Here is a 25061-nt window from a genome sequence, read left to right as displayed (position 1 = left end):
GCCGGGTCGATGTTGTCGTACCGCCGGTGGTCGGCGGCCTCGGTCAGGTGCCCGTCCACGAGGAGCCGCGGCTCCCCCGTCACACCGGCCGTGCCCGGTCCCGTCATGGCTGTCATGTCGTCCTCCGACGTCGTCGTTGTCCGGGTTTGTCGTCCGGTACGGCCGCTCAGGCCTGCGCGACGACCCCGTCGGCGAGCAGCCGGTCGACGGCTGCCCCGCCGTAGCCGAGGTCGGTGAGGATCTCGCGCGTGTGTTCCCCGAGTGCGGGCCCGGGACGGCGGACGGACGGGAGCTCGTCGTCGAACTGGGCCGGGGCGGCGGCGAGCCGGACGTCCGGGTGCTCCGGGTGCTCCATCAGGTACCCGTTCGCGACGACGGCCGGATCGCGGGCGACCTCCACCGGCGAGGCGAACACCGAGAAGATGCAGTCCTGCGCGCGCAGGGCCTCCGCGAGCTCCTCGTGCCCGAGCCCGCTCACCACCTTGCGGATCCGCTCGGCGATCTCGGGCCAGGCGGTCTTGCGGATCTCCCGGTCGGCGTAGGGCTCGATGAGGTCGGTCAGGCCGAGCGCACGGCAGGCCGGCGCCCAGTACCGGTGCTCGTCGATCATCATCAGAGAGACCCACCGGCCGTCGGCCGACCGGTACTGCCCCATCAGCGGCGTCAGCGTCTCCGGGTCGGCCATCGGCATCTGCTCGCCGGCCAGGGTGGCGTAGGCGAGGTCGGGCCCCAGCGTCCACACCGCCGAGCCCAGCAGGGACACGTCGACGACGGTGCCCTTCCCGGTCCGCAGCGCGTGCACCAGCCCGGCACAGATCCCGCCGGCGAGGAACATCCCGCTCGGCCCGTCGCCGAGGGCGGGCCGCTGGCGGGTCGGGCGCGGGGCGTCCTCCTCGGTCAGCACGTGGGCCACGCCGCCGCGCGCCCAGTAGGACACGCCGTCGAACCCGCCCGCCTCGGCGTCGGCACCGCGCTGCCCCTGACCGTGTCCCTTCGCGTAGACGATCCTCGGGTTGATCGCCATGACGTCCCCGGGATCCGCCCGGAGCCTGCGCCGGACACGCGGGAGCTGGTTGGTGACGTAGACGTCGGACCGGGTGACCAGCTTCTCGAACACGGCGCGACCGGCCGGGGTCTCGACGTCGAGGGCGATCCCCCGCTTGTTGCGGTTGTAGAGCTCGAACTGGAAGTCGTAGCCGTCCTTCGTGGCCACCAGCCCGTTCGCGATGATCGTGCGCATGGCGTCGCCACGCAGTCGCTCGATCTTCACGACATCGGCCCCGAGGTCGGCGAGGACGGCCGCGGCGGACGGCACGAAACCGTGCTCGGAGAAGTCGAGGACAGCGATGCCCTCAAGGGGGCGGGTCATGGTCGGGCTCCCGTCGTCGGTACTGCGGTCCTCATGTGGTCACACATCGGCGAGCGGCCGGACGAGGTCCTCACCCAACGCACGCACGGTGTCCTCGGCGGCCGCCGGGTCGTCGCCGCGGACGACGAGAAGGATGCGGTCCGCGCCCTCGGCCCCCAGCGCCGCGGCATCGTCGCGCAGGCGGGCTGCATCCCAGCCCTCGCGAACGTCGAGCAGCGGCCACACGCCGGTCACGACCGCCTCGACGGCGTCGGCGGGGCGACCGGCGGCCACCGTCCGCTCCCGCAGGTCCTCGATCACCCGGGCGAGGTCTGCGCGGTGCAGCGGTGCGGTGCGCATCGTGCGGGCGAGCACGTCGGAGGTCAGGACGCCGATCCAGCCCGCACCGTGCCGCGCAGCCCGCTCGCGGCCCCACCGGCTGTTGCCGTGCACCCACAACGGCGGGCCGCCGGGGCGCGCCGGGCGCGGCTGCGGCCGGGTGGCGCGCCCGCCGCCGCCGGGGATCGGCACGTCCTCTCCCCCGAACGCCGGGCGCAGCACGACGAGGGCCTCGTCGAACAGCTCGCGGCGACGGTCGAAGTCCACGCCCAGTGCCGCGAACTCCGACCGCAGGTATCCCGTCCCGACGCCCAGCAGCAGCCGCCCCCCGCTGAGGGCGTCGAGGCTCGCGGCCTGGTGGGCGGTGGCGAGCGGCGGCCGGTACCCGAGCACGAGCACCAGCGTCAGCAGCCGGACCGTGCTGGTGACCGCCGCGCAGAAACCGAGCGCGGAGAACGGGTCCACCGTCCCCTCTCCGTCGGCGTGCACCCAGGCGGCGGACGGCGCCGGATGGTCGGTGAAGGCCAGCGCCCCGTAGCCGGACTCCTCCACCGCGCGGGCGAAGCGGGTGAGGGCCGCCGGGGTGAGCAGCGCAGGGCTCCAGGCCGGATCGGCGGTGGCGTGCTGGACGTCGATCCTCACGGGGTGACCGCGACCCAGCCCGCGCCCGCAGCGGACCGGTGGGCAGCGTCGATGATCGCAAGGCTCAGCAGGCCGTCGGCGAAGGTCGGGGCCGGTGTGTCGGCACCGTCGAACGCGGGCGCCCAGTCCTCGAGCATCAGCGCCATGGCCCGGCTCGCGACCCCGGCGAGCCCGCCGGGCAGCTCCCCCGGCGCGACCGGCTCCCTCTGCGACGGGTCGAGCGGGGCCAGGCCGTCGGCATCGGCCCGCCCGGCCGCGTACCGGGTCTCGCGCAGCGTCCCGTCGCCGACGACGGTGCCGTCCGCCCCGAAGAGCTCGATCCGGACGTGGTCGGTGTGCGCGCCGACGGTCGACACGCTGAGTACCGCCAGCGCCCCGGAGGCCATACGCATCAGCAGGGCCGACGTGTCGTCGGCGGTGACGTGCAGCTCGCCGCCCTCCGGCAGGATGCGCTCCGGCTCGCTGCTGCGCACCTCGGCACAGACGGCCTCCGGCGGCCCGAGCAGCGTGCACAGGTAGTCGAGGTCATGCACGAGCATCCCGGCGAGGTACCCCCCGCCCTGTGCGCGGTCGTACATCCACGCGGACTGCAGCGGCCGCCGCGACGGATGCCAGTACGACGCGCTCCGGCTGACCCGGGCCAGGTAGGGCCGCCCGAGCAGGCCATTGCGGACCGTCTCCTCGACCGCGAGCCAGTCGGCGCTCCAGCGGTTCTCGAAGCAGCAGCCGGTGGGTCTGCCCGAGGCGGCGGCCGCCTTGACCATCTCCCGGGCCTCGGCCGGGTCCCCGGCGAGCGGCTTCTCGCAGAGCACCGCCTTGCCGGCGTCGAGTGCGGCGAGGGTGATCTCGCGGTGTAGTCCCGTCGGCGTCGCGACGGACACCACGTCGAGGTCGTCACGACGTACGAAGGACCGCCAGTCGGTGGACGTATCGGCGATGCCGAGCCGCTCCGCGACCCGGGACAGCCGCTCGGGGGTGCGCGCGCAGAGCGCGACCGGGTCGAAGCCGTCGGCGGCCCGAAAGGCGGGCACCTGAACATGGGCGCCCCACCCCACCCCCACGACGCCGACGCGCAGCGGGCGGGATCGGGCGGTGGGTCCGGGCGTCCCGGTCGTCGCTGTCGGCATCGTCGTCGACCCCCTGGTCCCTGCGGTACGGGTGTGTTCCGAGCCGGATCGTGACAGAGACCACCGGTCCACCACAACTGTCGGAGATCCATTATCTGACAGCGCAGCTCCGCATGGATCGACCTGTCGACGATCGCCAGATCCGCCGAATCAACAGCTCAACTCGTCATGTACCGGACTTCAGAGATGTCATCCGCGAGAATCCCCTTGTGGCGATCACCACATGTCTGACACTCTCGTCACCGCCTCGCCGGTGCAGGGGCAGCGACCTCGTCGACCGTGGTCCGACCACCGGCCTCCCCATCCGGGGGGACGATCACATCGGAGTGACCATGGCCCAGCACGTCGTGTTCCTGCTCCTCGGCCTCGGCAACGGAGCGGTGTTCGGTGCCCTCGCGCTCGCACTCACCCTGACGTACCGCAGCTCGGGGATCATCAACTTCGCGACCGGCAGCATCGCCCTGCTGGCCGCGTACGTCTACGCCTACCTGCGCAAGGGTGAGCTCATCCTGCTGGTCCCGGGCCTGCCGAAGACCGTCGACATCGGCGTGAAGATGCCGATGCTGCCGGCCCTGCTGATCGCCGTGGCGCTCTCCGGGCTGCTCGGGCTCGTCCTGCACCTGCTGGTGTTCCGGCCGCTGCGCGACGCGCCGCCGGTCGCCAAGGCGGTGGCCTCGCTCGGTGTCTCGCTCGTGATCACCGCGCTGATCGCCGCGCGGATGGGCACCACCGCGATCGCCGTGGCCCCGATCTTCCCGGTCGACCTGTGGAACCTCGGCGCCGTGAAGGTGCCCGGTGACCGGATCTATCTTGCGGTGCTCGTGGTCGTGGTCGCCGGGGCGCTCGCGCTGGTATTCCGCCGGACCCGCTTCGGCCTCGCCACCCGGGCCGCCGCGGAGAGCGAGAAGGGCGCCTTCGTCAGCGGCGTCTCGCCCGACCGCGTCGCCGCCGGCAACTGGGTCATCAGCTCCGCGGTCGCCGGGCTCGCCGGGATCCTGATCGCGCCGATCGTGCCGCTGATCCCGGTGTCCTACACGCTGTTCATCGTCCCCGCCCTCGCCGCCGCGATCATCGCGCGCTTCCAGAACCTGGTGTGGGCGGTCGCCGCCGGGCTCGCCATCGGCGCCCTGCAGTCCGAGGTGCAGCTGCTGCAGACCCTGGCCTCGTGGCTGCCGTCCTCCGGCCTGCCCGAGCTGGTGCCGTTGGTCCTGATCCTTCTGGTCCTGGTGGTCCGGGCGCGCCCGCTTCCCGGCCGCGGCACACTCATCGTGCAGAACCTCGGCCGCGCCCCACGGCCACGCCACCTGCTGCTCCCGACGCTGATACCGGTGGTGCTCGCGGTCGCGGGGCTGGCGCTGTTCACCGGGGTGCTGCGGGGCGGGCTGATCTCGACCTTCATCTTCGCGATCATCGCCCTGTCGGTGGTCGTCGTAACCGGCTACGCGGGACAGGTGTCGTTCGCCCAGCTGCCGCTCGCGGGGGTCGCGGCGTTCCTTCTCGCACCGCTGGCGGGCGCGCTCGGCGTCCCCTTCCCGATCGCCCCGCTACTGGCCGCGCTGGGCGCCACCGTCATCGGCGTCGTGATCGGGCTCCCGGCCCTGCGGATCCGCGGGCTGACGGTCGCCGTGGTGACCTTCGCCCTGGCCTTCGCGCTGGAGGCGCTCTGGTTCCGTAACCTGGCGATCGCCGGGTCCGAGGGCCTGCCGGTCCCCCCGCCGACCCTGTTCGGCATCGACCTCGGCATCGGGACCGGCGCGGACTTCCCGCGGATCGCCTTCGGCGTCGTCTGCCTGGTGGTCCTGGTCGCGGTGGCCCTGGGGGTCGCGCTGCTGCGCAGGAGCAGGCTGGGATCGCAGATGCTGGCCGTACGGGCCAACGAGCGCTCGGCCGCGGCCGCGGGGGTCGACGTCGTCCGGGTCAAGCTGGCCGCGTTCGCGATCGGCGCGTTCCTCGCCGGGCTCGGCGGCGCGCTGCTGGCCTACAAGCTCGGTACCGTCACCTTCGACCCGTTCACCGCGATCCTCGGGCTGACCTTCTTCGGCACGGTCTACCTCGCCGGGGCGACGTCCGTGGCCGGCGGCCTGCTGGCAGGCGTCACCGCTGTCAACGGGGTGTTCTACGTGCTCGTCGGCCAGGTCGTACCGACCGGGCTCTGGTACGAGGTGGTCGCGGCGATCCTGTTGGTGCTCACCGTGGTCCTCAACCCCGAGGGCATCGTCGGGCCCGCTCACGAGCTGATCGCCAAGCGCCGCGGCCAGACCCGTGCCGCGACCGGATCGGTCGTCGCGCCGACCGCTGTACCCGCCGCGCGGCGGCCCCGGCCCACCGGCGCCCCGCCGGGGCGGCCCGATCTGCTGTCGGTTCGCGGGCTGACCGTGCAGTACGGCGGGGTGCTCGCCGTCGACGACATCTCCCTCGACGTCCCGCAGGGTCACATCGTCGGCCTGATCGGCCCGAACGGCGCGGGCAAGACCACGGCGGTCGACGGGATCAGCGGGTTCGCCGGGGCTCAGGGCGCCGTCGTGCTCGACGGCCGGCACCTGACCGGGCTGCGCCCACACCAGCGGATCCGGGCCGGCCTCGGACGGACGTTCCAGGCGATCGAGCTCTACGAGGACCTGACGGTGCAGGAGAACGTCTCCGTGGGGCTCACCGCCCGCCAGGACCGCACCGCCACCGACGCCCTCGCCGAAACCCTTGACCTGCTCGGGCTCGCCGAGGTGGCCGAGCGGCCCGCGGGTGAGCTCTCGCAGGGCCAGCGCCAGCTCGTGTCGATCGCCAGGGCACTGGTCGGCAGGCCCGCCGTCCTGCTGCTCGACGAGCCGGCCGGCGGGCTGGACACCGCCGAGAGCGCCTGGCTCGGCGAGCGGCTGCGCGACGTCCGCGACAGCGGCGTCACGATCCTGATGATCGAGCACGACATGAGCCTGGTGCTCGGGCTCTGCGACGAGATCTACGTCCTGGACTTCGGCCAGGTGATCGCACACGGCACGCCGGCCGAGATCCGGACCCATCCCCGGGTGGCCGAGGCCTACCTGGGTAGCACCCACGCGGCGGAGGTGACGGCGTGAGCGAGACGAACGGCACGAGCAGCCCGAACGTAGCAGCAGGGCCGGTCGGAACCGCCGCCCCGGGCGGGCCGGTGCTGGAGGTGCGCGGCCTCGAGGCCGGGTACGGGCCGATCTCCGTCCTCCGGCCCATGGACCTCTCGGTCGAGGCCGGCACGGTGCTGGGAGTGCTGGGCCCCAACGGGTCCGGCAAGACCACCCTGATGCTGACCCTGGCCGGCCTGCTCTCCCGCCTCGGCGGGGACGTGCGGGTCAACGGGACGACGCTGCCCTCCGGGCGGGCCGCCGTCGCCAACCGTTCCGGGCTGGTCCTCGTGCCCGACGACCGGGCACTCTTCACAGCGCTCGACGTCCGGGAGAACCTCGCCGTCGCCCGCCGGGCCGGAGGCCCGACCGACGACGAGATCGTGGACCTGTTCCCCCCGCTCGCCCCGCGGCTGAGGGTTACGGCCGGGGAACTCTCGGGCGGCGAGCAGCAGATGCTCGCCGTGGCCAGGGCCCTGGTCCAGCGGCCGCGGGTGCTGCTCATCGACGAGATGAGCATGGGTCTCGCCCCGGTCGTCGTCGAGGGGCTGCTGCCCGTGGTCCGCCGGATCGCCGACGAGACGGGGGCCGTCGTGCTGCTCGTCGAGCAGCATGTGCAGCTCGCCCTCGATGTCGCCGACCGGGCCGTGGTGCTGGTGCACGGCGAGCTCGTCCGCGACGAGGCAGCCGCCGACCTCGCCGCGGACCCCGCCGGGCTCGAGGCTGCCTACCTGGGCGCCACCACCCTGTCCTGACCCACCGCGCGTCCCACCCCGGTGCCGTCCGCGGACGGCCCACCACGAAGGAGAGGTTCCCGCATGAAGGTCCATTTCGGACGGTCTGCCGGGCTGGTGGCCGCTGCGCTCAGCGCGGTCGTGCTCGCCGCAGGATGCGCGAGCGGCGCGTCGGGCGAAGACGGCGGCGGTGACACGCGCGCACTCGGCCCGGAGAAGGCGGCGGCGGGCGCGCCGGTCAAGATCGGCTGGATCAGCACCGGGCAGACACAGGCCAACGACACCACCGACGAGATCCGCGGGGCGGAGGCCGTCGTCGCCTACGCCAACGCCCGGCTCGGCGGCATCGGGGGGCGCCCGATCGAACTCGTCACCTGCGAGGAGAAGGGCACCCCAGCCGGTGCCCAGGACTGCGGCAACCGCATGGTGTCCGAGGGGGTCTCGGCGGTCGCGGCGGGATCGTCGGGTCAGGCCGACCCGTGGATCGAGATCGCCCATGCCGCCGGTATCCCGGTCGGGATCAACTTCGCCTCGACCAAGCTGGTACTCGGCACCCCGAACGTCTTCGTGTTCGGCAACCCCCTGGGCGCGCACGGCACGCCGGCTGCGTTCGCCCGCGAGAACGGCCTCGCCGGCGCCGCCATGCTCGTCATCGACGTACCGGCCGCAAGCGGGCCCGCCAAGGCCCTCGCCCCCGGCTTCTTCGCCAACGCGGGCGCCGCGGCCGAGGTCGTCGCCGTCCCGCCGGGCACCGCGGACATGACTCCGCAGGTCCAGGCGGCTCAGGCCAGGAACCCGCGGATGTACCACATCCTCGGTGACGAGACCTTCTGCACGAGCGCCATCAAGGCGATCCGGACCCTCGGCATCCAGGCGCCGATCACCGCGATCGACCGGTGCGTGGGGCCGAACGGCAGCGCGTCCATCCCCGGCGGCTACGAGAACGTCGAGGCGATCGCCCAGGCCAACACGAACCCGGACGACGGCGAGTTCAAGATCTACGAGGCCGTCGTCGAGGAGTACGGCCCCGACGGGCTGGAGCTCAACCCGAACTCGGCCAGCGGCTACCAGGGCATACTGAGCCTCGTGCGGGCCGTGAACGCCTCCGGCACCACCGACCTGACGCCGAAGGGGGTGTCCGCGGCGATCGCCGCGGCCCCCGCCGTCCCCTACCCGCTCGGCGGGGGCGGGACGTTCCAGTGCAACGGCACCGCGGTCCCGGCAATCTCGAAGAACATCTGCTCGAAAACGAGCTTCCTCGCCGACATCACCGAGGACGGTACGCTGACCAGCTTCCGCACCCTCGACACCACCGGGATCTACGAGGCGCCGAAGAGCTGAGGCCGCGCGGATACCGCCCGACCGCCTGCGCACGGCGTCGACGTGTCGATGTCGCGCGCAGGTTCCGTGCCGCAGCGCGGCGCGGGAAGACGTCCACTCACGGCAGGGCCACCCGCAGGGCGGGGAGCATGTCCTCGGTGCGCCCCCCCCCACAGCTCTGCGTGGTCGCTCCGCCGTCGACCACGAGCGTCTGCCCGGTCGTGCGCGCCGCGAGGTCCGAGCAGAGGAACAGGACCGAGTTCGCGATGTCGATCGTCCGGGGCGCGGCCAGCGGATTGATCCCGTTCGTCGCGAACTCGTCGACCGGCTGTTCCATGTTGCCCCCTCCGACATTGCCCGGGGCAACCACATTCGCGCGGATCCCGTACTTGCCGAACTCGTACGCGAATGTCTTCGCCAGCGAGATCACGCCGGGATGATCAGGGTCGCGACGAGGACGAGTGCGATTCCTCACGGCGAAGCGGGGCACCCCGGCCAGACCCCGACCTGCAGACGGTGCCGGCCGGCAGCGAGGACCGTGACCCGCCCGCGGTCGGTGACCCGATGCGGATGGAGACATCATGACGAACCGGCTCGCAGGCTCGATCGCACTCGTGGCCGGTGGCGCGAGCGGAATGGGCGCCGCGGCAGCGACGCTGCTCTCCCGCGAGGGCGCGACCGTCGTGGTCGCCGACCGCGACGACGACCGGGCCCGCGCCCTGGTGACCGAGCTTCCGGGAAGAGCAGAGGCGTTCCGGCTCGACGTGACCGCTCTCGAGGCCTGCAAGAGGCTTGCCGCGGACCTGGACCAGCGGTACGGGCGGCTCAAGGTCTTGGTCAACAGCGCCGGAATCGCACCGCCCGGCGGCGCTCAGCGGTTCGACCGGACCTCGGTGGAGGACCACCTGCGGCTCTTCGACGTGCACGTCCACGGGACCTGGTACGGGATGCGGGCCATGGTGCCCCTGCTGGCGGCGACGGGCCGGTCGTCGATCGTCAACGTGTCGTCCATCGACGGGCTCGCCGGCGTGGCCGGCATGGCAGGCTACGCGAGCGCCAAGTTCGCTGTCACCGGGCTGACCCGGGCCACCGCTCTCGAGCTGGGGCCACTCGGCATCCGGGTGAACTCCGTCCATCCCGGAGTGATCAGCACATCGATGATCGCCACGGACGACCCGGCGGTCCGGTCCCGGATCGCGGCGATCACCGACCGACAGCCACTGGCCCGGCCCGGTACCGCGGACGAGGTCGCCCGCATGATCCTCTTCCTGGCCAGCGAGGACTCCGCGTACTGCACCGGTGCCCAGTTCGTCGTCGACGGGGGACACCTCACGGGCCCCGTCCGTGAGCCCCTGGCGTGACTCGATCATGCCGGGCGCACACTCGCCGGCACGGACAGCCCTGACCATCCCCGGTCGCAGGAATTCGCCATGCCGGTACCGCCCTCGTCGCCGTTCCCGGGGCAGCCGCCACCGAACGGCATCGCGGCAACGTGCGCAGGTCAGCACGGGCGAGCACGGGACGTTGCCGCCCGCTTACGCGGTGGTGCTGCCGACCTCGTCCCAGGACCGCCCCTCGGCCACCGCCTGGCGCCACTGCCGGACTGCCTTGGCCTTCCCGGCGCCGATCACCGCGCTCACCCGGCCCGCGTGGCCATACACGCCGACGAAGCGCCGGTCGGCCAGCGTGCCCTCCACGACCCGGAACTCGTCACCTCCCGAGGGCAGCCCGAAGGCCTGCAATTTGAGGTCGTACTGGTCGGACCAGAAGTAGGGCACCGGTGCGGCGGCCTCCCGGCTGAGCCCGAGGAGCTCCCTGGAGACCGTCCGTGCGTGCTCGGTGGCGGTGAGCCGGTGCTCGAGGCGCACGAAACGGTTCTCGCGCGGAGACCACCATGCGGCCACGTCCCCCACCGCATACACGTGATCACCGGCCCGGCCGACCTCGTCGCATCGGATGCCGCCGGCGCCATCGTCCGGGGACTCCCCGGCGATCGGGATCGTGGTGCCGCGCAGCCAGTCCACCGCGGGCACGGCCCCGATGGCCACGACGACCAGATCGGCCGGAAGCTCCGTCCCCTCATCGAGAACCACGGCCGACACCGCACCCGAGGCCGCGGTGAACGACACGATCCCGTGGCCGAGGTGCAGCGCCACCCCGTGCTCACGGTGCAGGTCTGCGACCATCGCGCCGACCTCGTCGCCGAGGACGGATCGCAGCGGGAGCTCCAGGGTGTCGACCAGGGATACCTCCGAGCCGAGGTCGCGCGCGACCGCAGCCACCTCGGCGCCGAGGAACCCGGCCCCGACGACGACGACGCGGGCCCCGTCGCGACGGTCCAGTGCCGCCTTCATCCCGAGCACGTCGTCGAGGTCGCGCAGCACGTGCACGCCCTCGAGGTCGTGTCCGAAGGGCAGTCGACGAGCCCCCGCCCCGGTGGCCACGACCAGGTCGCGATAGGCCAGGACCGAGCCGTCGCTCAGCGCCACGGTGCGCGCGTCCGGATCGGCCCCGACCGCCCGCACACCCAGCCGGCAGTCCACGCGCGCGGCGGCGAGGTCGTCGACCGAACGCAGCGTCACCCGCTCGGGCTCCCACGTTCCGGCGAGCACCTGTTTGGACAGCGGCGGGCGATCGTAGGGCGCGTGGGCCTCCTCGCCGACCAGCACGATGCCACCGGCGTGGCCACCGGCTCGCAGCGCATCGACCGTGGCCAGTCCGGCCGCCCCCGCACCCACCACCACCACCGGGGCGTCGGTCTCCCGGCCGTCGGTCTGGTCGGGCATCTCAGTCCTCGTGGATCGTGATCGCGGCGGCGGGACAGAGCTGCGCGGCCTCCCGCGAGGCCGCCCACTGCTCCTCGGCCGGGACGTCGTCGAGCAGCTCGACGATGCCGTCGTCCTCGCGCTGGTCGAACACCTCCGGCGCCGCCAGCACGCACTGGCCGGCTCCCACACACCTGACCTGGTCAATCTCGATCTTCACAATGTCCTCCTTCGGTGGATGTGGATCCGGACTCACACGGGGCCGAGAGTGTCGTCGCCCCGGGCCTGCGTCACGTCGACCAGGGGCAGGGCGACTCCGGCCTCAGCGGCCAGTTCCTGGGCGGCCGCGAGGTCCTTGTGCAGCAGCGTCGCGACCTGGGCGGACAGGGCTGCGAACCCCGGGGTGCCCTCGGTCTCGACGCGGCGACGCGCCCAGGCGAGCAGGGTCGAGCCCTCAGGGTCGGCGGTGTCGATGACCTCGAACAGGCGGGTCGGGTCGACGCCGGCACTGCGGGCGAGCACGGTCGCCTCGTGCACGGCCCGCCAGGTGCCGTACGTGACGACGTTACGGGCGATCTTGGTGGCCATCCCGGCGCCGAGCGGACCGCAGTGCACGACCTTCTTGGCGAAGTCCTCGAGGACCGGGCGCGCCCGGGCGACGGCGTCGTCGTCGCCACCGAGGATGGCGACCAGCCCGTTGTCCGCCGCCCGGTCCCCAGGAGTGACCCCGCAGTCGAGTAAGGACACCCCGTGCTCGGCGCATGTCGCTGCGAGCTCGTGCACGACAGGCACCGCGACGGTGGACGCCAGCACCACGACCTGCGCCGGGCGCGCGGCCGGGGCCAGCTCGGCGACGACGGCGCGAGCCTGGTCGGCGTCGACGACCGCGACGATCACGACATCGGCGACGCCGGCCAGCTCCCCGACCGAACCGACGCACCCCTCGACTCCCGCGAGGCCGTCGGCGGCCTCCGGGCGCACGTCGAACACCACCGGTGTCCGACCCCGTCGTGCCAGGCTGACCGCGACCCCTCCGCCGATCATTCCCAGACCGATCACCCCGGCCGTGAGCGGCACGGCCTGTGTATCCGTGGTCGTCATTGCGACGCATCCTCCCCACTTAACTTAACTAAGTTTACTCATCACGGTAGACCCCGTCCCGGCCTCCGTCTCCGTGACGCGCCACACCGCCGGTACCCCTGACCCGGGTCGGACCCGTGGATCGGACATCGCCGCACAATGGAGGCATGCACACGCCCGAGGAGACCGGAACCGAGCCCTCGCGCCCCCGCAGTCCCCGAGGACAGGGCGAGCGACTGCGTCGGGACGTGCTCGACGCCGTCAACCGGGTGCTCGTCCAGGACGGCGGGGAGAGGCTGACGATGCGCGCAGTGGCCCGCGAGGCCGGCGTCACGGCGCCGAGCATCTACCTGCACTTCACCGACAAGGCAGACCTCGTCTGGGCAGCCCTCACGGACAAGTACGCACAGCTCGCCGCGGAGATGGACCAGGCCGACGTCGCGGCCGCCACGAGGTCGACCGACGACCTGGTGCAGTCCGCCCGCCTGCGCCTGCAGGCTCAGATGCACGCCTACGTGCGGTTCGCGGTGACCAACCCCGGGCACTACAGGCTGATGTTCGAGATCCGGCAACCCAGCGTGTCCACCGAGCGCGCGGTGGCTCACCCCTCGCGACTGGTCTCGAGTTCGCTACGCGAAGCCGTCGCGCGCTGCGCCGAAGCGGGGGCGATGCTCCGGCTGCCGCGTCGCGCGCTCGCACACACGTTGTGGTCGACGATGCACGGGCTGGTCTCGCTGAACCACAGCCTCGGCATCGACGACGCCGAGGATCTGGCCCGCCGCTGCGCCGACGACGTCCTCGACTCCCTGATCCCCCGCGACGGACCCGCCTTCGAACCGCCGGACTCGCTGGTCGAACGGGCCATCCGCGAGGTCATCGAGCCCCGCACCTCCTGAGGGGGCCCACCCACCGAGGCTCACGTCACAGCGTCCCGGGGTGCTCACAGTGGCGCCGAGGCCTATCGTCGCCGCTAAGTGAACTAAGTTCATTCAAGGAGTCGTCATGACGAACGAGGCCCGCACTCGCGGACTGGCAACGATGGACGCGGTGTACGGGGCGGGCTTCTCACAAGCGATGCCCGACGTCGACGAGCCGATGCTCACCGAGACGGTCGAACACTTGTTCGGCGATATCTGGAACCGGCCGGGTCTCTCGATCCGTGATCGGCGGCTGCTCGTCCTCGGCGCGACCGCCGCCCTCGGGCGCGCGGACCTGATCGAGACCCAGGTATTCGGCGCCCTCACCAACGGCGAGCTCGACGAGACAGCGCTCGCCGAGGCCGTGCTGCATCTGCAGTTCTACGTCGGCTGGGGCAACGGCACCCGCGTTCGCGAAGGCGTGCAGGCCGCGCTGAGCCGTCACGCCGGTGACCCCTCCCGCTGACACCCACAGCTCCGCCACCCGAACGGTCGGCGCGCCCACGTGCCGAGGAAGGAACACCCACCATGAGCACCGACACGGTCCCCACGATGCCCACCGAGCGGGAGACCCCGCTCGACCCCGCCCCGGAGTACGCCAGGTTCCGCGAGGAGTCCCCCATCGCCCGGGTGCGGTTCCCCAACGGCATGGACGGGTGGCTGGTCACCCGTTTCGAGGAAGGCAGTCAGGTCTTCTCCGATCCACGGCTGTCGGCGAACCGTCCCGACCACCAGTCCGCCGAAAGCTTCACCCCGGCCGAGGACCAGCAGGCCGGCGAGGACGTCACCGGCGGACTCGGCCCGCAGAACACCTTCGTTCTGATGGACGAGCCCGACCACGGCGCCTACCGCAAGCTGCTGGCCGGTCGCTTCACCCCCAAGAGCATCAACCAGAAGCTGCAGCCCTACATCGACCGCATCGTCGACGAGCACCTCGACGCCCTCGAGGAGAAAGTGCGTACCGACGGCTCGGTCGACCTCATCGAACATCTCGCCCTCCCCATCCCCTGCCTGGTGATCTGCGAACTCCTCGGCGTGCCCTACCGAGACCGGGACGGCTTCCACGGCGCCACCGAGAAGATGATGGACACCGCCGCATCCGGTGCCGATCGCACCGAGGGACTGCAGTGGCTCGTCCGCTACATCACCGACCTCGTCGCCAGCAAGCGCGCCGACCCCGACTCGGAAGGTCTGCTGGCCGACCTCGTGCGCCAGTCGCAGCAGGAGGGGTCGGTGCTGTCGGACTCGGACCTGATCTCCATCGGGGTCCTGCTGCTGTTCGCAGGGCACGACACGACCATGGCCATGATCGGCCTGTCGGTACTGACCCTGTTGCGCAACCCCGGGCAGTGGAACGAGCTGCGCGAGGAGCGCACACGCATCCGCCCGGCGGTCGAGGAACTGCTGCGCTACCTGACCATCGTGCAGTTCGGCCTCGGCCGGGTCGCCACCGAGGACCTCGAGCTGGCCGGCGCCCACATCGCCGAGGGCGACCTGGTCGTCGTGTCCATGGCCGCCGCGAACCGGGACCCGCGCGTGTTCTCCGACCCCGACGCACTCGACCTCGACCGCGAGATGACCCGGCACATGGCCTTCGGCTACGGGGTCCACCAGTGCCTCGGCCAGAACGTCGCGCGTGCCGAACTCGGCACCATCATCCCGCGGCTCATCGAGCGCTTCCCCGACATGCGGCTCGCCGTGCCCGCCGACGAGGTCCCCATGGACATCACCGGAACCAACTACGGCGTCAAGAGACTGCCCGTCACCTGGTGAAGGCGGCAGCCGGGCCGACCGTTCGGACTCATCACCTGCATCGGCCTCCGCAGAGGCGAGGCGCTCGCCCTGCACCGGGCCGACGTCGAACATCGGACGCAGGACAGCCGGTGATCAGCCTCCCGACGCCGAGACCGTGGCGCCGGCGACGAGAGTGGCACGGACCAGGGCGGCGTCGGGGGCTCGCAGCGCCTCGGAGAGCGGGGCGTGGAGCAGGACGAGGTCCGCGGGATCACCCGGCCGTAGCGGTCGAGGCGCGACACCGGGTGCCGGGGAGAGCAGAGAGTCCAGCGCCTGACGTGGAGTGATCGCCTCCTCCGGACCGAGAGGCTCGCCGTCGGGCGTTTCGCGTGTGCTCGCGGCGCGCAGTACCGCCCAGGGGTCGACCGGCCCGTACGGAGCGTCGGAGGACAGCACGACCGCGACCCCCGCCTCGTGCAGGCTGCGGCAGCGGTACAGGTCGGCGTGCTCGTCGGCCGGGACCGTCCGGCGGTAGTCGTCACCCCGGTCGGCGAGGAATCCGGGCTGGGTCACCACGGCGAGCCCGGCCAGAGACCCGATCAGCTCGGCGGGCACGAGGGCGGCATGTTCGATCCGGTCCCCGGGCATCCGCCCCGCCGTCTCCAGTGCGACCAGCAGCAGGACCAGCGACTCCCGCGTCACCGAGTGCACGGCAACGGGACGGCCCGCGGCGTGCGCCTGCCCGATCCGTGCGGCGAGCTCGTCCGGGTCGGGCAGGTCCGAGTCGGTCAGCACGATCTTGTACGGGCCGGCCTCCACTCCTGGCGGGGGCGCCGTACCCAGGGGGACCCCGAGCAGCGTCAGGCGCTGGGGGACGTCGGCGAGCGCGGCCGCGGCCGCGGGCGTGAGATCCGGGGTCGCGTCGGTGACGGCGGTGATCCCGTATCCCGCCAGCTCGCGGCCGAGCGCGCCGAGGTCGGGCGGCGCCGCGGCAGGTAGACGGTCCCGTAGCCAGTCGTCCGCGCGGAGGATCCGGCCGGTGGGCACACCGTCCGGCCCCCGCTCGACGCCCGGGTGGTCGAGCGGACCGCGCCCTTCCAACGCCGCGAGTGCCGCCGAGTTCAGCACCCACATCGCTCCGCTGCGGTGCTGGACCCGGACGGGGACATCGGGCCGGACCCGATCGAGCTCCCGGGCGTCGAGGTCGTCGTCACCGCTGCCGACCGCCCTGATCCAGCCGTGGTCGTCCGGCACCGCCGGGCCGAGGGCGGCGGACACGTCGGCGCGGGTGCGTCCGGCGCGGACCGAGCGCCGAGCCGCAGCGAGCGCGTGCAGGTGCAGGTGGTGGTCGGTGAGACCGGGAAGCAGCGCACCGCCGCCGGCGTCGAGGACCTCGGTGACGACACCGCTCCCGGGCACGGCGATGCGGCCGTCGCGGATCAGCAGGTCCCGACGCCGGCCGTCGATCTCCGCGTCCCGGATCAGCAGCGCCATCGGATCCCGAGCTCGTCCAGGACCGCCGCGGTGTCCGCTCCGGCGGCGGGTGCCCGGCCGCGCACGGGACGGGCGCGGGGCGCTGCGACGGACCGCGCTTGCAGCTCCGTCACCGGTCCTCCCGGGGTGCCGTCGAGGGTGGCGGCCACGACGTCGGCCATCGCGACATCGTGCAGCAGGCCGGGCCCGGTCAGCGCGCGCGCGGCGGCGGTCAGCCCCGTGAGCGGGTCGGCGATCGCGTCGCCCACGAAGACCGGCAGCCCGTCGGCGTCCTGCACGACCAGCCCCGCGGCGGCTGCGACGTCGTCGCCGAAGCCGACCCGGTCCGAGTCCCGGCCGGCCGCTGTGATCGAGATCCAGGTCGCCCCGCGCGCCACCTCGGCGTCGGCGTCGAGGCCGAACCCGCGCAGTGCCCGTGGGCGGGAGGCCTCGATGACGACGTCCGCGGCCCGGACGAGAGCGTGGAGCGCCTCCCGGTCCATGACCGGGTCGAGCAGCACCGCCCGATCACCGGCGTGCAGCAGGGCGTGGAAGTCGGGATCACCGTGGCGGGCGCCGTCCGGCCGTTGCGGGGTCTCGACCGTCACCACCCGTGCCCCGCGGTCGGCCAGCAGCTGCGCGCACAGCGGCGCGGCCCAGAGCGCGCCGAACGACACGACCAGCAGCCCCTCGACTGCACGCGGCAGGGCGGGCGCCACGTCGGACACCGCTGACATGCCCGGAGTGCGGACCGCCGCGGCGGCGACGCCGAGCAGCTCGGCGCGCTCGTCGACGGTGTCGGGCGGCATCTCGGCGAGAGCTTCGCCGAGACGAGGCCACGGGTCCGCATCCGGAAGAGCCTCCTCCACCAGCGCTCCGAGCAGCGCGACATCGTCGGGGCGGACGCAGGAGACCGCGGCCCACCCACTCGCGAGCGGCAGCAGCCGACAGCCCCCACCCACCGATATCCGTCCGGCGCGGCCCCGTCCGGTGAACGCGGCGCGCTCCCCGAGCAACGCGGCACCGTCCACACCGAACAGGCCCCCGAGCTCGGCCGCGGCCGAGGCCGCGCGACCCGACGGGAGCAGCGCGGGGCCGTCGGGATGCCCGGTCAGCGCCACGACGCCGGAGGCCAGCCAGTCGGCGGCGACGTCCCTGTCCTGCACGTTGCGAAGAATAAGCGTCGGCGGCGCCCCGCGTGGATACGACTGCAGCTTCGACGTAGTCATCACGACGCACCGACCACCAGCTTCCGCCGCGGCGCGCGTCGAACAAGACCCGACGTCGGGCGCAGACGAGAGCAGCAGATCAGCAGGTCGGGCTCGTGGCGCTCCGATCCCGGTGCGTCGGTCCGGGACACCTGCAGGGACCGCGATGCCCGGTTTCGACGGTCTGCGTAACCCCTCCCCCGGCTAATCGTTACAAAGTTTACTGGCCTTCAGCTGCCGTCACCGGGGTCGCCCTCGGCGGGTGGACCCGGCCCATGAGCTACACCGTCGAGCGAGAGGAAAGAAGACCTGATGCGAGCTTCAACGACGAGGCGCAAGGTGGGAGTGGCCACGACGACGAGTGCCGCACTGGTCGTCGGCGTGGTCCTGGCGACCGCCGCACCGGCCACGGCCGCGCCCGGTGTCGCCGAGCCCGGCTCCGAAGGCGCAGCCGCGGCGGCCGCCGAGCCGTTCGCCACCGACGCACCGGGGATGAACATCGGCACGGCGACGTTCCCCAACGGCGCGGGCCCGATCAAGGAGTTCCCCGCCTTCCCGACCCCGGGAGGCTTCTCCTGCGAGGTGGCGATCGCGAACAACGGCGACCTCATCTCCGACGAGTTCCTCGGTAACACGATGGGCCGCGTCGACCCGCACACCGGCGAGGTGAGCGAGATCCCGCTCCCCAACCCCGGCGGCCTTCCCGGCGGCCAGAACCGCGGTCCGGACGGGAACATCTGGTTCATGGAGGTGGGCGGCAACGCCATCGGCGAGCTCGACCCGGAGACCGAGGAGATCACGACCCACCCGTTCCCGTGGGCGAACGTGAACGTCACCACCGGCCTGCCCCTGCCCAAGGAGATCAACAACGGCCCGGGTATCCCGTTCGACAACACGTGGGCCAAGGACGGCAAGCTCTACTTCACCGCGATCGGCCTGAACGCGATCGGTAGCTTCGAGCCCGAGTCGGAGAAGTTCGAGCTCATCCCGATCCCGACGCCGGTGGCAGGGCCGGTCGCCATGGAGGAGGGCCCGGACGGCACGGTCGCGATCACGGAAGGGACCTCGAACAAGATCGCCCTCTACGACACCGACACGGCCGAGTGGAACGAGTTCGCCATCCCGACGCCGGGCGTGACCTTCCCGGCGGGTCTGACGGTGTCGCCCGACGACAAGTACCTCTACTTCGGCGAGACCCTCGCCAACAAGATCGGCCGGCTCGACCCGGCCACCGGCGAGATCAAGGAGTACGACCTGATCGCACTCCGGAAGGACCTGTTGGGTGGCGCCCTCCCCGGGGGCAACCCGCTGCCCAACCCGGGCCAGCTGCGCTTCGGCAGCGACGGCAAGATCTACTTCGTCCAGGGCACCTTCACCGGAGGCAGCCGGATCGGCCAGCTCGACCCGGAGACCAGCGAGTACCACGAGCTCGAGACCCCGTCTCCGGTCTCGATGCCGTGCGACCTGAACAACACGGTTCCCGGAAAGATGATCTTCGCGAGCTTCCGGAGCAACCGGGTCGCCTACTTCGACATCCCGAACACCACCGACATCAGCAACACCTACCCGCTGCACGGCTGAGCCGGCCGCGGCTTACCGGAGAGGGGTCGGGGCGTCCTTGCGAGGGCGCGCCCCGACCCCCCTCCGCTGCCCGCGAGATCGAACCGAACACACCCCAAGGAGTCCGATGCCCGACGAAGTCCTCGTGGAGCGCAGGGGTCCGGTCCAGGTGATCAGCATCAACAGGCCCACCGCCAAGAACGCCCTCGACGCCCCCGTCGCCCGAGGGGTGGCCGACGCGGTCGACGAGCTGGACTCCTCGGACGACCTGCGGGTCGGCGTGCTCACCGGGGCCGGCGGCGTCTTCTCCGCCGGCATGGACCTCAAGGCCTACCTGCGCGGCGAGACACCGGAGATCGAGGGCCGCGGGCTGTGCGGCATCACCGAGACCCCGCCGCGCAAGCCCCTGATCGGAGCCGTTGAGGGGTGGGCACTCGCCGGCGGCTTCGAGCTCGTGCTCGCCTGCGACCTCGTCGTCGCCTCCCGCACCGCGCGGTTCGGAGTACCGGAGGTGAAGAGGGCACTCGTCGCAGGCGGCGGTGGAGCGTTGTTGCTGCCGCGCCGGGTGCCGCAGGCCGTGGCGCTGGAGATGCTGCTGACCGGCGAGCCCATCGACGCCGAGCGGGCCGTCGCGGTCGGTCTCGTGAACCGCCTGAGCGACGAGGGCGCAGCACTGGACACCGCGATCGCGTTGGCCGACACCATCGCCGGGAACGGCCCGCTGGCCGTCGCGGTGAGCAAACGCGTCGCCCGGTCCAGCGCGGACTGGACACTCGACGACGCGTGGCGACGCCAGCGCGAGCTCATCGACCCCGTGTTCGCGTCGGCGGACGCTCGCGAGGGCGCGACCGCGTTCGCGGAGAAGCGCGCCCCGGTCTGGACCGGTCGATGACCTCGGCAGCGGTCGCTCGACAGATCGCTCGGCAGGGCGCCACGATAGGCTGCGAGCACCGCCGGCACCCGTGACCAGGAGCGCGATGCCCCCCGCTGAGCCGATCACCGCGGCCGACCTGGCCGACGGGGCCGCCGACCTCCCCCTCCTGGACGACCGCGCCCGGGTGACCGACCCCGTCCTGGTCGTGGATCTCGAGACACCGGCCGGGCCGGTGACGGTGCGCGCCGCCTCCGCAGCCGCGCAGCGGTCCGACCGCCTTCTGGTCGGAACGGCCCGGGCACCCGGCCACCCACTGGCCCCGGCGCTGGACGTGGTCCTGGTCCCGGCTCGGACGCATCGGGCGGACGACCGCACCTCGGTGGCCGTGACCGATGCGCCGGCCGCGGCGGAGACGCTGCGGCGACGGGCCGACGTCGCACCCGTCGCCTCGCTGGTGCTCGGCGGGTTGCTGCGCCGGACCTCGGGGACCCCGGTCGCCGACGCCCTGGACGCGGAGTCGCTGGCCTACTCGACGCTGCTCGGCGGTGCGGAGTTCGGCCGGTGGCTCGTCGAGCGACGCGCGACCGGGTCCCGCCCGGCACCGGCCGACGTTCCCGAGCCGGTACGTCTCGTCCGCGACGGGGACCGCCTGACCATCACCCTGAACCGACCGGAACGGCGCAACGCCTTCGGACGGCAGATCCGTGACGCCGTGGTCGAGGCACTCCGGCTGGCCGTGCTCGACCCCTCCGTGACCTCGGTGGTGCTCCGGGGCGCCGGCCCGGCCTTCTGCTCGGGCGGCGACCTCGACGAGTTCGGCACCGCGGCGGACCTCGCCACCGCGCACCTCGTGCGTACCCGTGGCGGGCCGGCAGGGCTGCTGCACTCGCTCGCCGACCGGACCGTGGTGCACCTGCACGGGGCCTGCGTCGGGGCCGGGATCGAGTTGCCGGCGTTCGCGGGGCGCGTCCTGGCCGCGCCCGACTCGACGTTCCGGCTGCCCGAGATCGGCATGGGGTTGATCCCCGGCGCCGGCGGGACCGTCGCCATCCCCCGCCGGATCGGCCGCTGGCGAACCTTCTACATGGCGCTCGACGGTGCCGCCGTCCCGCTCGAGCAGGCTCTGGCATGGGGGCTCGTCGACGCCGCGTCACCCCGGCCGTCCTGATCGGGCCACTCCGCTACGCGACCGGCGCCCGGTCCTCGGCCTCCTCGGCGTCGGGGGACGGTCCGTTCAGGCGGGTGGCGACGAGGACGCCCACCAGGCCCAGCAGGGCGAGGCACGTCAGCATCACGCTCAACGCGGTCGTTCCGTCACCCGCGTACGCGAGCTGGACGGCGAGCAGCGGCACGCCTGCCGCGCCGACCATGTTGCCCAGCTCGCGGGCAAGGCCCATCCCGCTGTACCGGTAGCGGGTCGCGAAGAGCTCGGCCACCAGGGGCCCGGCCGGCGCCACGATCGCCGAGGCCGCCACTCCGTTGCCCAGGAACATCGCGATCCACAGGCCCAGCGGCCAGCCGGGCTGGACCAGGCCGAAGAACGGGAATGCCAAGGCGCCGGAGGCGACCAGACCCATCGTGATCACGGTCTTGCGGCCGATGCGGTCGGAGAGCCATCCGAAGACGGGGATCAGCAGACCGCACGAGATCTGGGCGACGAGGAGCCCGACGAACGTGTCGGTGCGGGACAGCCCGATCTGGTTCCCCGCGTAGGACACGACGAACACGAGATAGAAGTAGCCGAACCCGGTCTGGGCCGTGACGATCGCGACGATCGCCAGCACCGAACCGGGCTGACGTCGAAGGATGTCGCGTAGCGGAGTTCGTGCGGTGCCGCCGTCTCGGTCGATCCGACGGAAGCTGGGCGTCTCCGGGAGCCCGATCCGCAGCCAGAGCCCGTAGCCGACCAGCACGGCGCTGAGCAGGAACGGGATCCGCCAGCCCCAGTCGAAGAACTGTTCCGCGGGCAGCACCGAGGACGCCGCGAGCAACGCCAGCGTTCCCAGCATGCCCCCGAAGGACGCCCCGGCCGCCGGGAGCGAGCCGAGCAACCCGCGCCGCCCCTCGGGGGCGAACTCCACGGCCACGAGGGTGGCACCCCCGAACTCGCCGCTGGCACCGATCCCCTGGAGCAGGCGCAACAGGACCAGCAGCGCCGGGGCGAGCCAGCCGATCGCGGAGTATGACGGCACCAGCCCGATACCGATGGTCGCCACACCCATGATGACCAGCGTGAACACCAGGACACGTTGACGGCCGATCCGGTCGCCGATGCTTCCCAGGATCGCGCCGCCCAGCGGCCGGACGAGGAAGGCCACGGCGAAGGTGGCCACGGACTGCACGGTGGCCAGGAACGGCGAGGAACCCGGGAAGAAGACCGTAGGGAACACCGTGGCGGCGGCCGAGGCGTACAGGCTGAAGTCGTAGTACTCCAGGACCGAACCGGCGAACGCGGCGGTACCGGCTCGTCTCGGTGCTCCCGGCGCTGCGGCCGCGGTCGCTGCAGGTCGTGCAGAGGTCATCGCTGATCCACTCCCGGCCGACGGACCGAGGTCCGCCGGCCCGCGTGCGGCACGGGGTCGAGTCGCCGACGGGGCATCGTCGCCCATGGAGGGCGTCTGCCCTCTGAAGCTATTTAAGCTTTATAAGTTAACGAAGTCTAGACCGTGCGCGGCAGTTGAACGCCGGGCGCGCCGGATCGACAGTCGCGATTTTGGCCGCTTTATCTGTGTAAGCTTAGCCAGGATCCAGAGTCGGGGATGCTCGCGTCTGAGCGTCGTCGGCCGACCGCGAGACGCAGGGGGACGGCCGTGCTCGGCAACAGCGACCATCCGCGAACGGCCCGGGTCCAGCCGCGACTGGCGGAGATCATCGCCGCCGAGCTGCGGGAGGAGATCCTCAACGACGCCTTCCCGTCCGGAATGCTTCCCAAGCAGGAAGACCTGGTGGCCCGGTTCGGTGTGAGCGCGCCACCCCTGCGCGAGGCCCTCCGCATCCTCGAGGGGGAGGGGCTGATCACGGTGCGACGGGGCAAGGTGGGCGGCTCGGTCGTCCACAAGCCGAACGGCGCGTCCGTGTCACAGGCCATCGGTATGGCCCTGCAGGCCGAGCACGTGGCGTTGAGCGATCTCGCCGAGGCCCTGTTGCAGTGGGAGCCGGCCTGTGCGGCGGCGTGCGCGGCCGACCCCGGTCGCGTCGACGCCCTCGGTCCGCTGGTCGAGGCGAACCTCGAGCTGACCGAGGCGGCCATCGGTGACGGCCCCGAGTTCACCCACCGGTCGCGCCAGTTCCACGATCTCCTCGTGGCCCAGACCCCCAGCATCACGACCCGCCTGCTGGTCCGCAGCATGGTCGCGCTCTGGTCGGCCCAGGAGGAGACGTGGGCGCACGAGGTCAGCGCAGGTGGCCGGTACCCGGCGGCCGACGAGCAGCGGACCGTGCTGGACGCGCACCGGCGGATCGCCGAGCGCATCATGTCCGGCGACGAGGCCGCGGCCGAGCGCGGAGCGCGCTCGCACATCGCGGCGACCCAGAAGCTGGTCCTGCGTGAGTTCGGCCGCCGGATCGTCGACGCGTCGTCCTCACGAGCCGTCCGCGGGCTCCGCGACGACATCGCCCGGCAGTTCAACCGGGACAACCCGATCGCCGACCTCGAGCTCCGGCGCCTCGGCCGCGACCAGGCGATCTGACCGGCGACGCACCGCCGCCGGGGTGACCGACCCCGGCGGCCGACGTCATCGGGGCAGGCCGAGCAGCCGCTGCGCGATGATGTTGAGCTGGACCTGCTCGCTGCCGCCGTAGATCGACGCGGCGCGGCCGTAGAGGTAGCGGCGCAGCCACTCCGGGTTCACCTGACCCGACAGCGCGGCCGGGCCGGCCAGCCGCAACGCCGCGCCGTGGAGCGCCTGGTCGACGCTGGTCATCAGGATCTTGTCCACCGACATCTCGGGGCCGGGCAGGGCATCCGAGCTCTCCCGTTCCTGCAGTCTGCGCCGCACGTGCTGACCCAGCACGCGGTAGTGCACCTCGAGACGTCCGAGCTCGGTACACACCGCCGGGTCGTCCAGGTCGGACTGCGCGCGCAGCTCCTGCAGAGCCGCGCCGAACTTCGACAGGTACCCGACGTCCGCCGCGCCGCGCTCGTAGGCGACGGTCATCATCGCGATCGGCCAGCCGTCGCCCTCCACGCCGATCCGGGCGGCCTCGGGGACCGCGACCTCGTCGAGGAAGATCTCGCTGAACTCGGACTCGCCGGTGATCGCGACGATCGGCCGGATCCGGACACCCGGTGCGTCCATCGCGACGACGAAGGCGGAGATGCCCTTGTGCCGCCCGTCGGCCGGACCGGTGCGGGCCAGCAGCAGGCAATGGTCGGCGTAGTCGGCGTAGGTGCTCCACACCTTCTGCCCGGTGATCCGGTACCCGCCCTCGCCGGGCGTGGCCCGGGTGGCGATGTTGGCCAGGTCCGAGCCCGCCTCGGGCTCGCTGAACCCCTGGCACCAGAAGTCGTCGCCGTTGAGCAGCCCGGGCAGGTAGCGGTCCTTCTGCTCGTCGGTCCCCCACTGCAGCAGAGCGCGGCCGAGGTACCCGATCCGTGGAGCGTCCGGCGCGTCGGCGGCGCCGACCTCCTCGTTCAGCACGACGTCGTAGACGTTGCCGAGCTCCTGACCCCCGTACTCCTTCGGCCAGGCCAGGCCGACCCAGCCGCCGCGGTAGAGAACCTGGTGCCAGCGCTTCAGGAACATCGGCTCCGGCTCGCCGGGCTCGGGGACGATCACGTTGTCGGCCAGCCAGTCCCGCAGCCGGCGCCGGAACCGGGCGACGTCCTCGGTGTCACCGAAGTCCATG

The 25061-nt window shown here is 72.4% G+C and carries 22 protein-coding genes; 11 read left to right on the top strand and 11 right to left on the bottom strand.

Annotated elements, in window-relative coordinates; genetic code table 11:
• Positions 1 to 166 precede the first annotated feature (166 nt).
• From I4I78_RS02235 to I4I78_RS02225, 3 genes are read right to left on the bottom strand one after another with little or no spacing between them, the layout of a single operon-like run.
• Positions 167 to 1369, bottom strand: a complete 1203-nt coding sequence (locus I4I78_RS02235; RefSeq protein WP_218609471.1) for a CaiB/BaiF CoA-transferase family protein — start codon at positions 1367 to 1369, stop codon at positions 167 to 169.
• A 39-nt stretch (positions 1370 to 1408) separates the two neighbouring features.
• Positions 1409 to 2329 carry a TIGR03619 family F420-dependent LLM class oxidoreductase gene (locus tag I4I78_RS02230; protein WP_218609470.1) on the bottom strand — a complete coding sequence of 307 codons (921 nt, stop codon included), beginning with the start codon at positions 2327 to 2329 and terminating at the stop codon, positions 1409 to 1411.
• Positions 2326 to 3456, bottom strand: coding sequence for a Gfo/Idh/MocA family protein (locus tag I4I78_RS02225; RefSeq protein ID WP_218609469.1), 1131 nt, complete (start codon positions 3454 to 3456; stop codon positions 2326 to 2328). Before I4I78_RS02225 ends, I4I78_RS02230 begins: the two co-directional genes overlap by 4 nt.
• A 332-nt stretch (positions 3457 to 3788) precedes the next feature.
• On the opposite strand from I4I78_RS02225, the gene I4I78_RS02220 reads away from it, so the two are divergent.
• The 3 genes from I4I78_RS02220 to I4I78_RS02210 all read left to right on the top strand — a co-directional run bounded on the left by I4I78_RS02220 (position 3789) and on the right by I4I78_RS02210 (position 8623).
• Positions 3789 to 6527 (top strand): branched-chain amino acid ABC transporter permease/ATP-binding protein, encoded by a 2739-nt coding sequence (locus tag I4I78_RS02220; protein WP_218609468.1) that lies wholly within the window; start codon positions 3789 to 3791, stop codon positions 6525 to 6527.
• Positions 6524 to 7303 carry an ATP-binding cassette domain-containing protein gene (locus I4I78_RS02215; RefSeq protein ID WP_308251857.1) on the top strand — a complete coding sequence of 260 codons (780 nt, stop codon included), beginning with the start codon at positions 6524 to 6526 and terminating at the stop codon, positions 7301 to 7303. Before I4I78_RS02220 ends, I4I78_RS02215 begins: the two co-directional genes overlap by 4 nt.
• 63 nt (positions 7304 to 7366) lie before the next feature.
• Complete coding sequence (locus I4I78_RS02210; RefSeq protein ID WP_218609467.1) at positions 7367 to 8623, top strand: ABC transporter substrate-binding protein; 1257 nt, start codon at positions 7367 to 7369, stop codon at positions 8621 to 8623.
• A 97-nt stretch (positions 8624 to 8720) separates the two neighbouring features.
• Here I4I78_RS02210 and I4I78_RS02205 read toward each other — a convergent pair whose 3' ends face one another.
• A complete protein-coding gene (locus I4I78_RS02205) occupies positions 8721 to 9032 on the bottom strand; it encodes an SDR family oxidoreductase (protein ID WP_218609466.1) in 312 nt (103 codons plus the stop codon).
• Between the two features lie 151 nt (positions 9033 to 9183).
• Between I4I78_RS02205 and I4I78_RS02200 the strand changes: the two genes are divergently transcribed.
• A complete protein-coding gene (locus I4I78_RS02200) occupies positions 9184 to 9963 on the top strand; it encodes an SDR family NAD(P)-dependent oxidoreductase (protein WP_218609465.1) in 780 nt (259 codons plus the stop codon).
• 174 nt (positions 9964 to 10137) lie between these two features.
• On the opposite strand, the gene I4I78_RS02195 is transcribed toward I4I78_RS02200, so the two are convergent.
• Genes I4I78_RS02195 through I4I78_RS02185 form a run of 3 tightly spaced genes read right to left on the bottom strand, consistent with a single transcriptional unit; the run spans position 10138 to position 12468 of the window.
• Positions 10138 to 11388 (bottom strand): NAD(P)/FAD-dependent oxidoreductase, encoded by a 1251-nt coding sequence (locus I4I78_RS02195; protein ID WP_218609464.1) that lies wholly within the window; start codon positions 11386 to 11388, stop codon positions 10138 to 10140.
• A 1-nt stretch (position 11389) separates the two neighbouring features.
• Positions 11390 to 11587: a ferredoxin gene (locus tag I4I78_RS02190; protein ID WP_218609463.1), complete on the bottom strand. Its 198-nt coding sequence runs from the start codon at positions 11585 to 11587 to the stop codon at positions 11390 to 11392.
• A 32-nt stretch (positions 11588 to 11619) separates the two neighbouring features.
• Entirely contained in the window at positions 11620 to 12468 is an 849-nt protein-coding gene (locus I4I78_RS02185; protein ID WP_218609462.1) for an NAD(P)-dependent oxidoreductase, read from the bottom strand.
• Between the two features lie 146 nt (positions 12469 to 12614).
• On the opposite strand from I4I78_RS02185, the gene I4I78_RS02180 reads away from it, so the two are divergent.
• The 3 genes from I4I78_RS02180 (at position 12615) to I4I78_RS02170 (ending at position 15137) form a co-directional block, all read left to right on the top strand.
• Positions 12615 to 13343, top strand: a complete 729-nt coding sequence (locus I4I78_RS02180) for a TetR/AcrR family transcriptional regulator (protein WP_218609461.1) — start codon at positions 12615 to 12617, stop codon at positions 13341 to 13343.
• Between the two features lie 106 nt (positions 13344 to 13449).
• Positions 13450 to 13830 (top strand): carboxymuconolactone decarboxylase family protein, encoded by a 381-nt coding sequence (locus I4I78_RS02175; protein WP_218609460.1) that lies wholly within the window; start codon positions 13450 to 13452, stop codon positions 13828 to 13830.
• A gap of 62 nt (positions 13831 to 13892) precedes the next feature.
• Entirely contained in the window at positions 13893 to 15137 is a 1245-nt protein-coding gene (locus tag I4I78_RS02170) for a cytochrome P450 (protein ID WP_218609459.1), read from the top strand.
• 114 nt (positions 15138 to 15251) lie between these two features.
• Here I4I78_RS02170 and I4I78_RS02165 read toward each other — a convergent pair whose 3' ends face one another.
• Positions 15252 to 16592, bottom strand: a complete 1341-nt coding sequence (locus I4I78_RS02165; RefSeq protein WP_218609458.1) for an amidohydrolase family protein — start codon at positions 16590 to 16592, stop codon at positions 15252 to 15254.
• A complete protein-coding gene (locus tag I4I78_RS02160; protein ID WP_308251856.1) occupies positions 16580 to 17737 on the bottom strand; it encodes a CoA transferase in 1158 nt (385 codons plus the stop codon). The genes I4I78_RS02165 and I4I78_RS02160 overlap by 13 nt, the downstream gene beginning before the upstream one ends.
• A 387-nt stretch (positions 17738 to 18124) precedes the next feature.
• Here I4I78_RS02160 and I4I78_RS02155 point away from each other — a divergent pair, with 387 nt between their 5' ends.
• From I4I78_RS02155 to I4I78_RS02145, 3 genes are all read left to right on the top strand, one after another.
• The gene (locus tag I4I78_RS02155) at positions 18125 to 19360 is read left to right on the top strand and encodes a hypothetical protein (protein ID WP_218609456.1); all 1236 of its coding nucleotides are present in this window, start codon (positions 18125 to 18127) and stop codon (positions 19358 to 19360) included.
• Between the two features lie 106 nt (positions 19361 to 19466).
• Positions 19467 to 20231: a crotonase/enoyl-CoA hydratase family protein gene (locus I4I78_RS02150; protein ID WP_218609455.1), complete on the top strand. Its 765-nt coding sequence runs from the start codon at positions 19467 to 19469 to the stop codon at positions 20229 to 20231.
• A gap of 85 nt (positions 20232 to 20316) precedes the next feature.
• The gene (locus tag I4I78_RS02145) at positions 20317 to 21381 is read left to right on the top strand and encodes an enoyl-CoA hydratase/isomerase family protein (protein ID WP_218609454.1); all 1065 of its coding nucleotides are present in this window, start codon (positions 20317 to 20319) and stop codon (positions 21379 to 21381) included.
• A 13-nt stretch (positions 21382 to 21394) separates the two neighbouring features.
• On the opposite strand, the gene I4I78_RS02140 is transcribed toward I4I78_RS02145, so the two are convergent.
• The gene (locus tag I4I78_RS02140; RefSeq protein WP_218609453.1) at positions 21395 to 22735 is read right to left on the bottom strand and encodes an MFS transporter; all 1341 of its coding nucleotides are present in this window, start codon (positions 22733 to 22735) and stop codon (positions 21395 to 21397) included.
• Positions 22736 to 23023: 288 nt separating this feature from the next.
• Here I4I78_RS02140 and I4I78_RS02135 point away from each other — a divergent pair, with 288 nt between their 5' ends.
• Positions 23024 to 23902 carry a FadR/GntR family transcriptional regulator gene (locus tag I4I78_RS02135; protein ID WP_218609452.1) on the top strand — a complete coding sequence of 293 codons (879 nt, stop codon included), beginning with the start codon at positions 23024 to 23026 and terminating at the stop codon, positions 23900 to 23902.
• A 45-nt stretch (positions 23903 to 23947) separates the two neighbouring features.
• Here the strand turns inward: I4I78_RS02135 and I4I78_RS02130 are convergent, their stop codons facing one another.
• Positions 23948 to 25060 (bottom strand): acyl-CoA dehydrogenase family protein, encoded by a 1113-nt coding sequence (locus I4I78_RS02130; protein ID WP_218609451.1) that lies wholly within the window; start codon positions 25058 to 25060, stop codon positions 23948 to 23950.
• Position 25061: the final 1 nt, after the last annotated feature.

It is taken from the genome of Pseudonocardia sp. KRD291 (assembly GCF_019263595.1).
In the GTDB taxonomy this organism is placed as follows: Bacteria; Actinomycetota; Actinomycetes; order Mycobacteriales; family Pseudonocardiaceae; genus Pseudonocardia.
This window is presented reverse-complemented; position numbering and strand designations above follow the sequence as displayed.